Origin of the sequence: Croceicoccus estronivorus, assembly GCF_001625325.1 — a bacterium.
GTDB lineage: Bacteria > Pseudomonadota > Alphaproteobacteria > Sphingomonadales > Sphingomonadaceae > Caenibius > Caenibius estronivorus.
The window spans coordinates 261879-274424 of record NZ_JRQQ01000005.1 but is presented as its reverse complement, the minus strand read 5'-3'; the positions used below and the strand labels follow the sequence as shown (position 1 = coordinate 274424).

At 61.6% G+C, this 12546-nt stretch carries 11 protein-coding genes; 4 read left to right on the top strand and 7 right to left on the bottom strand.

Features of this window, described 5'->3' with window-relative positions; genetic code table 11:
• Positions 1 to 46: 46 nt before the first annotated feature.
• Positions 47 to 724, bottom strand: a complete 678-nt coding sequence (locus MB02_RS09470; protein ID WP_067536065.1) for a nicotinate-nucleotide adenylyltransferase — start codon at positions 722 to 724, stop codon at positions 47 to 49.
• Between the two features lie 7 nt (positions 725 to 731).
• Complete coding sequence (locus MB02_RS09465; protein WP_067536060.1) at positions 732 to 2042, bottom strand: glutamate-5-semialdehyde dehydrogenase; 1311 nt, start codon at positions 2040 to 2042, stop codon at positions 732 to 734.
• Positions 2043 to 2337: 295 nt separating this feature from the next.
• Here MB02_RS09465 and MB02_RS09460 point away from each other — a divergent pair, with 295 nt between their 5' ends.
• Together MB02_RS09460 and MB02_RS09455 are read left to right on the top strand one after the other, a co-directional pair.
• Positions 2338 to 3414 (top strand): M23 family metallopeptidase, encoded by a 1077-nt coding sequence (locus tag MB02_RS09460; RefSeq protein WP_082826098.1) that lies wholly within the window; start codon positions 2338 to 2340, stop codon positions 3412 to 3414.
• Positions 3415 to 3418: 4 nt separating this feature from the next.
• Positions 3419 to 3823 carry a bactofilin family protein gene (locus MB02_RS09455; protein ID WP_067536059.1) on the top strand — a complete coding sequence of 135 codons (405 nt, stop codon included), beginning with the start codon at positions 3419 to 3421 and terminating at the stop codon, positions 3821 to 3823.
• 54 nt (positions 3824 to 3877) lie between these two features.
• Here MB02_RS09455 and MB02_RS09450 read toward each other — a convergent pair whose 3' ends face one another.
• From MB02_RS09450 to MB02_RS09430, 5 genes are all read right to left on the bottom strand, one after another.
• Positions 3878 to 5560, bottom strand: coding sequence for an AMP-binding protein (locus MB02_RS09450; RefSeq protein WP_067536434.1), 1683 nt, complete (start codon positions 5558 to 5560; stop codon positions 3878 to 3880).
• Between the two features lie 99 nt (positions 5561 to 5659).
• Complete coding sequence (locus MB02_RS09445) at positions 5660 to 6370, bottom strand: DUF1013 domain-containing protein (RefSeq protein WP_067536057.1); 711 nt, start codon at positions 6368 to 6370, stop codon at positions 5660 to 5662.
• A gap of 168 nt (positions 6371 to 6538) precedes the next feature.
• The gene (locus MB02_RS09440; RefSeq protein ID WP_067536431.1) at positions 6539 to 7573 is read right to left on the bottom strand and encodes a glycosyltransferase family 4 protein; all 1035 of its coding nucleotides are present in this window, start codon (positions 7571 to 7573) and stop codon (positions 6539 to 6541) included.
• A gap of 5 nt (positions 7574 to 7578) precedes the next feature.
• On the bottom strand, positions 7579 to 8496 hold the full coding sequence (locus MB02_RS09435) for a UDP-2,3-diacylglucosamine diphosphatase (protein ID WP_082826083.1): 918 nt from the start codon (positions 8494 to 8496) through the stop codon (positions 7579 to 7581).
• Positions 8497 to 8627: 131 nt separating this feature from the next.
• Positions 8628 to 9608: an NAD(P)H-quinone oxidoreductase gene (locus MB02_RS09430; protein WP_067536055.1), complete on the bottom strand. Its 981-nt coding sequence runs from the start codon at positions 9606 to 9608 to the stop codon at positions 8628 to 8630.
• Positions 9609 to 9744: 136 nt separating this feature from the next.
• Here MB02_RS09430 and MB02_RS09425 point away from each other — a divergent pair, with 136 nt between their 5' ends.
• A complete protein-coding gene (locus MB02_RS09425) occupies positions 9745 to 9951 on the top strand; it encodes a DUF1192 family protein (RefSeq protein WP_067536054.1) in 207 nt (68 codons plus the stop codon).
• A 143-nt stretch (positions 9952 to 10094) separates the two neighbouring features.
• The gene (gene clpA, locus MB02_RS09420; RefSeq protein ID WP_067536052.1) at positions 10095 to 12479 is read left to right on the top strand and encodes an ATP-dependent Clp protease ATP-binding subunit ClpA; all 2385 of its coding nucleotides are present in this window, start codon (positions 10095 to 10097) and stop codon (positions 12477 to 12479) included.
• Positions 12480 to 12546 lie beyond the last annotated feature (67 nt).

Sequence of the window (12546 nt, the reverse complement as noted above, 5' to 3'; positions counted from 1 at the left end):
ACGCTCCTTGCGGCGGGGATGGCATACGCGGAAGAGGCAACGCGCCTCATGCGCGGTCTGCCTTTCCGTTATCGGTGAGGATGAGATCATGCGTCAACTGATCCCTGGGCGGCGCCCCCGCGTGGCGGGAGGCCCAATCAGGATCGGCGCGGCGAAACTGTGTCGCCGAGCGTGGATCTAGATCAAAACGCAATTCTATCAGCGCCGGTGCGCTCCATTTACCCCGGTTACGAAAACTGGATGCATCGACACGGTATCGCCGCAGCCAGGCCATTGCGGGGCTCGCAATCGCACCTGCATCATAGCCCGGACGCGCAATTACCGCAATCGGCATGATTTTCGCGATCTTGCGCCAGTCTTTCCAGCGATGGAACTGCGCGAGATTGTCCGCCCCCATCAGCCAGATGAAACGTCGTCCGGGCCACCGCCGGACCAGCGCCTGCAGTGTGTCGACCGTGTAACTTGAGCGGAAATGCCGCTCGATCGCGCTCACCCTGATCGGCGCCCGCCGCGCCATCGCACGTGCCGAATGAACGCGGGCAGGCAAGGGCGCCATGCCCACCCGTGGCTTCAACGGATTGGCCGGGGAAACCAGCCACCACACTTCATCCAGGCCAAGCGCGGCCATGGCAAACAATGTGATCCGCCGATGACCGCCGTGGGCAGGATTGAAGCTGCCGCCGAGAATGCCCGTGCGAAGCCCATTCTTGGATGACCGTGTCACACCCCGCTCAGGGTCGCGTCTGCCCGTGACCGCGCACTTGCCACTTGTAGGTTGTCAGACCTTCCAGTGCGACCGGGCCGCGAGCATGGATGCGGCCTGTGGCAATCCCGATTTCCGCGCCGAGCCCGAATTCGCCCCCGTCAGCGAACTGGGTCGAGGCGTTGACCATGACAATCGCCGAATCGACTTCTGCCAGAAACCGTTCCGCCACATCGGCATCGCTCGTCACGATCGCATCGGTGTGCCCCGAGCTGTGGCGCGCGATATGATCAAGCGCAGCGTCGAGCCCGTCGACTACCGCCACTGACAGAACGGCATCCAGATATTCCGTATCCCAATCCTGATCGGTAGCCGGCAGCACTCTCGGATCGAGCGCCTGAGCGCGGGCATCACCGCGCAGTTCACACCCTTCGGCGACAAGGTCGCTGACGATATCCTGCGCGGCGGGAAATGCCGTGTCGATCAACAGGGTCTCCATCGCACCGCAAATGCCGGTGCGGCGCATCTTGGCATTCAGCACCACCGCGCGCGCCATGTCGGGATCGGCCGCGGAATGGATATAGGTATGGCAAATGCCGTCGAGGTGGGCGAGCACAGGCACACGCGCATCGGTTTGCACCCGCTCGACCAGGCTCTTCCCGCCGCGAGGTACGATCATATCGATCAGGCCGGTCGCTTTCAGCATCGCCCCTACAGCCGCGCGATCCTGCGTCGGCATGAGCTGCACCGCATCGGCAGGCACGCCTGCCTCGGCCAGGCCTTTTGCCAGAGCGGCATGAATCGCCCGATTGGACCAGATCGCCTCGCTCCCGCCGCGCAGCAGCACCGCATTGCCCGCGCGGACGCACAGGGCAGCGGCATCGGCCGTCACGTTGGGGCGGCTCTCGTAGATAATGCCGATCAGGCCGATGGGGACACGCACCCGCGACAATTCGAGCCCATTGGGCCGTTGTTTGCGATCAATGACTTCTCCGACCGGATCAGGCAGGCCAGCCACGGCATAGACGGCGTCGGCAATGCCGGAAAGACGCCCATGGTCCAGCCGCAGCCGGTCCAGCATGGCATCGCCCAGCCCCCGCGCGGCGCCTGCTTCCATATCCCGCGCGTTCGCCGCGAGGATGTCCGCTTCCGCATCACGCAGGGCCTGTGCGGCATGGCGCAATGCCTTCGCCTTGTCCGCATCGCTCATTCGCGCCAGCACGCGCTGGGCCTGCCGCCCGGCGCGGGCCAGCCTTCCCACCAATGCTGCCGGCGTTTCGGAAGCCAGTTCGGCAGAGGCGGGTCCGGCGTCGGCTATCAGGGTTTTCTCAGTCGTCATGGCTCGCGCGCTTAGCACCGGAAGGGTCGATTGTCAGGCCGAATCGGTCGATTCCCGCGCGCCTTCAGGCTGCTGAAATGAATGGGTTCCCGGATTCATCGCCAAGGTGAAACGACTCATCGCGTGACTCGCTCCATTCACCCCCTTTTGCGATACCGTGCTTTTAACCATTCGGAATCACATGCTAGCCACCCCGCCAGTCGGAAATACACGGCGAGGGGTCGTCTTGCATATTCAGTCATCCAGCGGCCTTGGCGCCCGCCTGGCCGCCTGGTTCCCTGATCGCGAATTCTTCATGCGATCACAGGGTCAGGTTCGCTTTATCAAAATTTCATCCCGGGTGCAGATGGTTGCCGCCGGTGTCGCCGCTGCCGCACTGCTTGTCTGGGTCTGTTCACTGGCAGCCATGGCGATTGCCCAGTACATGTCCCGTGCGGACCGACTGGAACTGCTTGAGCGCGAAGCGAAAGTGACGTCTGCGGAAAGCCGCGTCGCGGCATACCGGGGGGATCTCGACGCGGTGGCGGACGATCTCAAACGGCGGCAGAATTTCATCGAGGAAATGGTCGACAGCCTGCCTGCCGATGCCAAGGCAGATGAAACCGTCTCGAATAGCAGCGATGAAGCGGCCAAGACCATTTCGAAGGTCAGCGCAGCAATTCCCGAAGCGGGTGCACTGGCCCGGATCGAAGCACGCCAGCTCGCCTTTGTCGAAAATCTTACCCGTTACGCGGACCGGCGTGCCAGCCGTGCCGCCGATGCAATCCGCAAGCTCGGCCTCGATCCGCGCAAGATGATTGCCGCGACCAGGGACGCACAGGGTGGTCCGCTGGAACTGGCGGCGACGGAAAGCGACGGTTCGCTCGACCCCCGCTTCGAACGGCTGGGCCTCAGCCTCGCCCGGATGGAAGCGCTTGAACGCGGTCTGGAAGGCATCCCCCAGGTTCTGCCCGCCAGCCTGAACATGATTTCTTCCGGCTTCGGTTATCGGCGCGACCCCTTTACCGGCCACGGCGCCATGCATGCCGGGCTCGATTTCCGGGGCCCTGTCGGATCTCCCATCCACGCCGCAGCCAAAGGCAAGATCACTTTTGCCGGTCGCAAATCCGGCTATGGCAACTGCATTGAAATCAGCCATGGTAATGGCCTCGTAACCCGTTATGCGCATATGTCCGCTTTCCGCGCCAAACTGGGGCAGAAGGTTGCAGCCGGCGACGTGATCGGCGCCATCGGCAGCACCGGTCGTTCGACCGGACCGCATCTGCATTTCGAGGTGCGTATCAATGGCCGCGCGGTCAATCCGCGCCCCTTTCTGGAGGCAGCACCCCATGTTCTCGAAGAAGCCCGCGCCGGAAGCGCGGAACACGGCTAAGCCCATGGCAACTGGCAACGGCACCTTTTCCGTCATCGGCAGTGACGTCACCATCAAGGGCGATATCGTCGCCTCCGCCGACCTGCATGTCGATGGCCGGATCGAAGGCGATATCGCCTGCGCCAGCCTGGTTCAGGGGGAAAGCAGCGTGATCGTGGGCACGATCACCACGGAAACCGCCCGCCTTTCCGGTACGATCAACGGCTCCATCAGCGCACGCGATCTGACGGTGCTGCGCACTGCCAGGATAGAAGGTGACGTCCAGTACGATGCATTGACCATCGAGCAGGGCGCCGAAGTCGAAGGACGTTTTTCCCACCGCGTAAGCAGCAAGGCCGCGGACACTGCCGCTGGCAACACCCCGAAGCCGACAGGGGACGACGAACCCCGCCTTACTCTGGCCAGTTAAGCTTCACGCTTCGGGCTGCCGCTTCCGCCCTTCATTTGAGGAGCGGAAGCAATTTCATTCCGCGAGCACTTCGGCCCGCAAGGCCTTGCGGTCGAGTTTTCCGATCTGCGTCTTGGGCAGTGCCTCGCGGATCACCACCGTGTCCACCCGTTCATGCTTGCCGATGTGAGGTTCGAGCCATTGCGCCAGTTCGTCTCCTGACACGGGTGCAGCGCCTTCTTCCAATGTGACGTAGGCGCGCGGGCTTTCACCGCGATAGGCATCGGGTACGCCAATCACCAATGCCTCTTTCACGGCCGGATGTTCCACCAGCAATTTCTCAAGCGTGCTTGGGAATACCTTGAAACCGCCGACATTGATCATGTCCTTGACCCGGTCCACGATGCGGATGAACCCATCCGTATCGAACTGCGCCACATCGCCCGTGCGCAACCACTGGCGTCCGCCTCGGTCGGCAAAAGCGGCTGCTGCCGCGTCCGGCCGGTTCCAGTATCCTCGCATGACCTGCGGCCCCGAAATGACCAGTTCACCGGGCTGCCCCGGCTCCGGATCGCGATCGGGATCTTCCTTGTCCAAAAGGCGAACCATGGTGCATGGCAGGGCCTGACCGATCGTCCCGGCCCGGTTCTCCCCATGCAGGGGGTTGGTCGTTACCACGCCGCTGGCTTCCGTCAGCCCGTATCCTTCCACCACCTTTACGCCCGCCTCTTGCTCAAAGCGGCGCTTGAGCGGCAGAGGCAGCGGTGCACCGCCGGAAATCGTTTCGCGCATCGAGGAAAAGTCGGTCCGCTTGAGCTTGGGATGATCGAGCAGGGCCTGATACATGGTAGGCACCGCGAACAGCGATGTCGGGCGTGTCCGCTCAATCGTCGCGAGGACCTGTCCCGCTTCGAAGCGCGGCAACATCGCAATGCAGCCGCCGTTCGCAATCGTGCGGTTGAGTACGCAGGTGTTGGCGAAAACATGAAACAACGGCAGCACGCCCAACACCACGTCACGCCGCCCCTGATCGGGATCTATCGCCCGGACCTGACGGGCATTTGCAGTCAGATTCTGGTGTGTCAGCATCGCTCCTTTCGGCGTACCGGTCGTCCCGCCGGTATATTGCAGCAGGGCAAGATCCTGTTCGGGATCGATGGCCACCGGATCAGGCGCATTGTGGGACAGCATGCCATCCCACTCCAATACGTCCGGTCGTTTCGGAACCGGAGTCACCTGCTTGCGTCCGAAGATGCGCAAAGCCCAGTTCTTGGGGAACGGCAACATCGCGGCAAGTTGCCCGACCACCAGTTTTTCCAGCGGAGAATTATCAAGCACTTCCAATGCGGTCGGCAACAACGATGCGGAATCGACAGTCACCAGCAGGCGGGTCCCTGAATCGGCGACCTGCGCTTCCAGTTCTTCCGGCGAATAGAGCGGCGAGAAATTGACCAGCGTCGCCCCGGCGATCGACGCCCCGAAATAGGCCGACACGTAAAGCGGCACATTGGGCAGGAACAAGCCGATCCTGTCCCCCTTGCCGAAACCGAGGGCCTGCAAGCCCGCCGCGAATGCCTGAGCTTCTTCCCATATCGCGCGATATGAGAAGCTGCGGCCAAGAAAGTCGATTAACGGGGCGCCGGGAAAATGTTCGACGGATTGTCGCAACAAATCCGGCAGGCTCAATGGCGGCAGAGCAATATCCCACGCACCGAAATGCGCATAATGCTCTCCGGCCCACAGGGGCCGAACGCCTATATCCTCTCCATTGTTCACATTGCCAGATTGGGGTGTCGCGCGCCGCACGGCAAGCCCCAATCGGCATTGTTGCGCATCCTCACGGGATGCGCAGACGGCTCACTGACCCTCTTCAGCCTCTTGGGCACGCCGCGCTTCGAGCCATGCCTGGGCTTCCGCTTCCTGCGCCGCTTCAACCGCAGCCTTGGCCGCAGCTTCGCGTTCTGCCTGCAATTCCTCGATCAGGGCCTGCTTGTCACCGCCAAACGCGGTGTCGGGTGTGCTGCCACCAACGGCTTCGGTAATTCCGGCCTTCTTCGCAGCCTTGGCAACCACGGCATCCAGTTCACGCTGCGAACACAGCCCCAGAGTCACCGGGTCCTTCGCCTGAATGTTCTGGATGTTCCAGTGCGAACGTTCGCGCACCGCCGCAATCGTGTTGCGCGTGGTGCCGATCAGCTTGCCGATCTGTGCATCGGAAATTTCCGGATGGTTGCGGATCAGCCAGGCGATACCGTCGGGCTTGTCCTGACGTTTGGACACCGGCGTATAACGCGGGCCTTTCGTACGGCTGACAGAGACCGGGGCGCGATGCATTTTCAGCCGGTATTCCGGATCGGTCTGGCCCTTCTCGATTTCCTCGTGTGTCAGTTCACCCGAGTGAATCGGATCGCGGCCAGTGTACTTGCTACTTGCCAGATCGTCGGCCATCGCCTGCACTTCAAGAATATGCAGACCGCAGAATTCAGCGATCTGTTCGAAAGTCAGCGCGGTATTGTCGACCAGCCACGAAGCGGTGGCATGCGGCATGAGCGGTGTGGGTTGGGACATGGTTTCTCTCCACCCCTGGCGGGGCCCGAATGCGCCATCGGCAGACAGCCGAACTAGCGCTACAATACACTAGAAATACAAGGGCCGCCCCTTTCGGAGCGGCCGTTCGCCCCGTTATCTAGGCGATTGCCTGCTTTTGAGCAAGGACATTGCGTTGCGGCCAGCCCATCAGGCAGCCAGCGGCCGCTCTTCGATGGCAGGCGGATCGCAAGCCAGCGCGTCGACAAACTGCCGGGCACTTGCCTCCCAGGTGAACGACGAGCCATGCGCCGCGCACGCATCGCGGTCGCAGCTCAGGGCCAATGCGATCGCCCGGTCGAGTTGTTCGTCCATTGCCCCCGCACCGGGAATCAGAATATCGCGCGGTCCCTGCACCGGATAGGCCGCCACTGGCGTACCACAGGCGAGCGCTTCGATCATGACGAGCCCGAAGGTGTCCGTGCGGCTCGGGAAAACGAAGACATCCGCACCTGCATAGCAAGCGGCAAGGTCGACCCCTGTCTGCGTGCCCAGAAACACGGCGTCGGGAAATTTCGCTTCCAGCCGCGCTCGCGCCGGACCGTCGCCAACGACCACTTTGGAGCCCGGATGCGGATTGGAGAGGAATGCCTCGATATTCTTTTCCACCGCGACCCGGCCAACATAGAGCTGAATCGGCCGTTCGAGCTTCCAGAAGAGGTCAGGCGGAGTGATCGCAGGCGTGAAATTGACCAGATCCACCCCCCTGCTCCATGGCTGGAGCCGGGTGAGCCCCTGTTCCCGCAATTGCGCGCGCACAGTTTCCGTTGCCACCATGATTCCCGCCGACGGACGATGGAACCAGCGGATATACGGCCAGAAGACGGAGGCTGGCAGGTGCGTACGCCGGGCCAGATATTCCGGGAAATGGGTGTGATATGCAGTCGTGAACGGAATGCCCCGCCGCAGGCAATGGCGCCGGGCGGCCAGCCCCAGAGGCCCTTCGGTTGCAATATGGATTGCATCGGGCGCGAGACGATCGAGCCATGCTCCGACAGCCCCGCGCGGAGTAATCGCCAGCCGGATTTCCGGATAGCTTGGGCACGGCAGGGAACGGAAGCTATCCGGCGAAATGACCGTCACCCGATGGCCCCATTGCCGCAGGATGTCCGTCAGTGTGGTGAGCGTGCGGACAACGCCATTGACTTGCGGCGTCCAGGCATCGGTAACGACCGCAATGTGCAACGCGGTCACGCGGCGCGAACCATTTGGCGGCTGGCCGCTTCAGCTTCGGACCGTTCACGCGCCGCTTCGCGTTTCGCCATCTCTTCGGGCCAGTGGAGTACTTCCATCCGCCCGTCGAAATGTTCGACCAGGGCAGTGCAGCCTTCCACCCAGTCCCCATCGTTATAATATTCCACGCCATCGAATTCGCGGATTTCGGCAGTGTGGATGTGGCCGCAGACCACACCATCAACTCCACGCTCGCCAGCGGCGCGGGTTACCACTTCCTCGTATCGGGAAATGAATTCCACGGCATTCTTGACTTTGTGTTTGGCCATCCTGGAAAGCGACCAATAGGGCAGGCCCAGCCGCTGGCGAACCGCGTTGACCCAGCGGTTCAGCCCCATCAGACCAGTGTAGGCGGCATCCCCCACGAACGCGAGCCAGCGATGCGCCAGCATCACTGCGTCGAATTCGTCGCCATGCAGAACCATCAGCCGCCGGCCATCGGCAGTCGTATGGAAGGCTGCCCGGCGAATTTCCACCCCACCGAAATGCAGGCCAGTGAACTGACGGAACATTTCGTCGTGATTGCCGGGAATGTAAACGATCCGCGTACCGCGCTTGGCCCGCTTCAATATGCGCCAGACGATATCGTTGTGGCTATCCGGCCAATAGAACTTCTTCTTCAGCCGCCAGCCATCAATGATATCGCCAACAAGGTACATCGTCTCGCTGTCGACGGAATCGAGGAAGTCGATCAGCATCTGGGCATTGCAGCCCCGTGTTCCCAGATGGACGTCCGAAATCCAGACCGTGCGATACTTGCGGCGGCCTTCAGGTCCCGGCTCGGGCTGACTCGGTTCGCGCGACAGCAATGGCAGGGCGACCGGCAGATCGCCGCCCAGATCCCGCGTCCGATCGATGAATGGTTCGATCCCCATGCCGCACCCAATGGCGCAAGATTGTTACGCCATCGTCACAGTTTCGTGACGGTTCGGTGAAACCGGCAGATAGTCGTGCAGGACCCGAAAGCCCTGTACGGCGCGGGCAGGAAACCACGCCTGGATCGCGATTACACGACCTCCAGCACAATCTTTCCGATGTGATCGCCCGCCTCCATCCGGGCGTGTGCCGCCTTTGCCTCGCTCAACGGAAAACGCCGGTCCATGATCGGACGCAAATCCCCGTCTGCCACCAGATCCCACACATTGCGCTGGATTTCGTCCGCCAGCAGTGTCTTGAACGCATCGGAGCGAGGTCGCAGAGTCGATCCGGTCAGCGTATGGCGGCGGGTCATTACCTGCGCCATGTTTATCTGCGCCTTCACCCCGCCCTGAACCGCAATGGTTACATGCCGCCCGTCTTCGGCCAGGCACTTGAGATTGCGCGTAACGTAATCACCGGCAACCATATCCAGTACGAGTTCGACCCCAGCCCCGTCGGTCAGCGCCAGAACCTCTTCCACAAAGTCATGCGTGCGATAGTTGATCGCATGGGCTGCCCCGATGCGCAGGGCTGCGGCGCATTTTTCGTCGCTGCCGCAGGTCACGATCACTTTGATGCCGAACAATGCCCCCAGCATCGCCGCCATGGTTCCGATCCCGCTGGTTCCCCCATGCACCAGCATGGTTTCGCCTTCAGACGCATATCCTCGCTCGAACACGTTGTGCCATACAGTGAACAATGTTTCCGGGAGCGCAGCCGCCTGGTCCAGCGGCAGCCCCTCCGGCACCGGCAGACAATGGCCAGCCTTGGCAAGGCAATATTCGGCATAGCCGCCACCCGATACCAGCGCGCATATTTCCTGCCCGAGCATTTCCCGCGGAACGCCTTTGCCCACATCCGCGACCGTGCCGGAAACCTCCAGACCCGGAATCGGCGATGCACCGGGAGGTGGCGGATATTTGCCTTCGCGCTGCACGACATCGGGGCGATTGACCCCGGCAAACGCGACCTTGATAAGAATTTCATCAGGGCCCGGCACCGGAACGGGGATATTTTCCGGCCTCAACACCTCCGGCCCACCGGGTTCGCTGAAGCCTACTGCGATCATGGTTTGCGGTATTGATCCGGTCACAACGTCTCCATGAGAGAATATCGGGGCACCTGTGGCAACACCGCCACGTTTGCGGCTGCGTAAACACCATGCCCATTGACAGCAAGCGCCGGAGAGGAAATGCTGCGATGCAATGGACGAGGACGATCTCCCCAGACGGCGCGGAGATGCCGCCACCCAGCTCTCGCTGGAGAGCCTGGACAGCTATTCACACGATGAGCTGAACGAACGTGTTCATCTTCTCGAAGCGGAGATAGCGCGCGTGATCGCCCATCGTGACCGGGCGGCGGCCCACAGAGTGGCTGCCGACGCGTTATTCAAGCCAAGAGCCGACACATGACATTCGCCGCCCCCTCCTTTTTCGGCGGCGGCTCCCCATATTGGTTCTTGCCTGATCGATATTGCCCATATCGGCCATGTCTGTTCGCACGTCCGGGGATATTCCCATCGCCGGATTTCTCCACCTCCAAGGGAACCTGATCTATGCCCAGTTTCGCCGCAAACCTAGAAAAGACGCTCCACAACGCGCTTGCCAATGCCGCGGACCGGAGCCACGAATACGCGACGCTGGAGCATCTCTTGCTCGCCTTGATCGACGATCCGGACGCAGCGGAAGTGATGACCGCCTGCGGGGTGGATCTTGGCGATCTCGGCGATGTGGTGAAGCAGTATCTCGATCAGGAGTACCAGTCGCTCAAGACAACTGACGGTGCTGATCCTCAACCAACCGCCGGTTTCCAGAGAGTTATCCAGCGGGCCATCCTGCACGTCCAGTCCTCCGGCAAGGACACGGTGACAGGCGCCAATGTGCTGGTCGCACTGTTTTCGGAGCGAGACAGCTATGCCGTCTATTTCCTGCAACAGCAGGATATGAGCCGGCTCGACGCAGTGAGCTACATCAGTCACGGTATTGGCAAGGGCGGACGCCAGATCGAAAACCGGACGCCCAACGGTGCGGACGAGCCGCCCCAGGCGGAAGAGAAGCCCGAAACGAAATCGACCGGCAAGGATTCCGCGCTCGATCAGTTCTGCGTCAATCTGAACGAAAAGGCGCTCAACGGCAAAGTCGATCCACTGATCGGACGCGGCCCGGAAGTGGACCGAACGATCCAGATCCTCTGCCGCCGGTCGAAGAACAACCCGCTCTATGTCGGTGATCCCGGCGTGGGCAAGACCGCCATCGCCGAAGGGCTCGCCCGCAAGATCGTCGAAGGTGAAGTTCCGGACGTCCTCAAGGATGCGGTGATCTATTCGCTCGACATGGGCAGCCTGCTGGCGGGCACCCGCTATCGCGGCGATTTCGAGGAACGATTGAAGCAGGTCGTGGCCGAGCTGGAAAAGATGCCGGAAGCCGTCCTGTTTATCGACGAGATTCACACGGTAATCGGCGCCGGCGCGACCAGTGGTGGTGCGATGGACGCTTCCAACCTCCTCAAGCCCGCGTTGTCCAGCGGGGCGATCCGTTGCATCGGATCGACCACTTACAAGGAGTTCCGCAATCACTTCGAGAAGGACCGGGCCCTGCTGCGCCGGTTCCAGAAAATCGACGTGAATGAACCGACCATCGAGGATACGATCAAGATCCTCAAAGGCCTGCGTAGTGCGTTCGAGGAACATCACAAGGTCCGCTACACGCCGGACGCGATCAAGACGGCGGTCGAATTGTCCGCCCGATACATCAATGATCGCAAGCTGCCGGACAAGGCCATCGACGTGATCGACGAAGTCGGCGCGATGCAGATGCTCGTTCCGCCCAGCCGGCGGAAGAAGACCATCACCGCGCGCGAGATCGAGGCGGTGATCGCTACCATGGCGCGCATCCCGCCCAAGAGCGTTTCCACAGACGACAAAAAGGCGCTGGAACATCTCGATCGCGATCTGAAGCGCGTCGTTTACGGCCAGGATACAGCCATTGAGGTTCTGGCAAGTGCGATGAAGCTGAGCCGCGCCGGGCTGCGCGATCCCGACAAGCCGATCGGCAGTTTCCTGTTTTCAGGCCCGACCGGCGTGGGCAAGACCGAAGTCGCCCGCCAGCTCGCCTCGATCATGGGGATCGAGCTCAAGCGCTTCGACATGTCGGAATATATGGAACGCCACAGCGTTTCCCGCCTGATTGGCGCACCTCCGGGTTACGTGGGCTACGATCAGGGCGGTCTGCTGACCGACGCCATCGATCAGCATCCGCATTGCGTACTGCTGCTCGATGAAATCGAAAAGGCGCATCCTGATCTGTTCAACATCCTGCTGCAGGTGATGGATAACGGGCGTCTGACCGATCACCACGGAAAGACAGTCGATTTCCGCAATGTCGTGCTCATCATGACTACCAATGCCGGCGCATCGGACATGGCCCGGCAAGGAATCGGCTTCGGCGACGTATCCAAGGAAGATGCCGGCGACGAAGCGGTGAAGCGGATGTTCACGCCTGAATTCCGCAATCGCCTGGATGCGATCGTGCCCTTTACTTACCTCGGCACGGCGACTGTCAGCCGCGTGGTGGACAAGTTCATCCTTCAACTCGAGCTGCAGCTGGCCGAACAGAACGTCCACATCCAGTTCGATTCCGATGCTCGCGAATGGTTGTCCAAGCGTGGCTACGACAAGCTCTACGGCGCTCGCCCGATGGGCCGCCTCATTCAGGACAAGGTCAAACAGCCGCTGGCGGAAGAGTTACTGTTCGGCAAACTTTCCCATGGCGGTGAAGTCCATGTAAGCATCAAGGACGACAAGCTCTCGTTCGAACTCACCCCCGCCCCGCCAAAGGTGAGCAAGCCCAAGAAGCGGAAAGCTCCGGCGAAGAAGAAGCCGGTGACCGAAGCCGGGGAAGGCGCGGAAGGCACCGGCCAGCCCGAGGGCAGTGACGATTGACGAAATGTTGAACGGATTCAGCCGGGCATCCATCAGTGGATCGCCCGGCCGATGCCTTGACGTCACT

Excerpts from the sequence above, each read along its gene's own strand:
- clpA (WP_067536052.1), top strand. The coding sequence starts at position 10,095 with ATGCCCAGTTTCGCCGCAAACCTAGAAAAGACGCTCCACAACGCGCTT.
- MB02_RS09435 (WP_082826083.1), bottom strand. The coding sequence starts at position 8,496 with ATGGGGATCGAACCATTCATCGATCGGACGCGGGATCTGGGCGGCGAT.
- MB02_RS09465 (WP_067536060.1), bottom strand. The coding sequence starts at position 2,042 with ATGACGACTGAGAAAACCCTGATAGCCGACGCCGGACCCGCCTCTGCC.
- MB02_RS09430 (WP_067536055.1), bottom strand. The coding sequence starts at position 9,608 with ATGATCGCAGTAGGCTTCAGCGAACCCGGTGGGCCGGAGGTGTTGAGG.
- MB02_RS09445 (WP_067536057.1), bottom strand. The coding sequence starts at position 6,370 with ATGTCCCAACCCACACCGCTCATGCCGCATGCCACCGCTTCGTGGCTG.
- MB02_RS09425 (WP_067536054.1), top strand. The coding sequence starts at position 9,745 with ATGGACGAGGACGATCTCCCCAGACGGCGCGGAGATGCCGCCACCCAG.
- MB02_RS09455 (WP_067536059.1), top strand. The coding sequence starts at position 3,419 with ATGGCAACTGGCAACGGCACCTTTTCCGTCATCGGCAGTGACGTCACC.
- MB02_RS09460 (WP_082826098.1), top strand. The coding sequence starts at position 2,338 with ATGCGATCACAGGGTCAGGTTCGCTTTATCAAAATTTCATCCCGGGTG.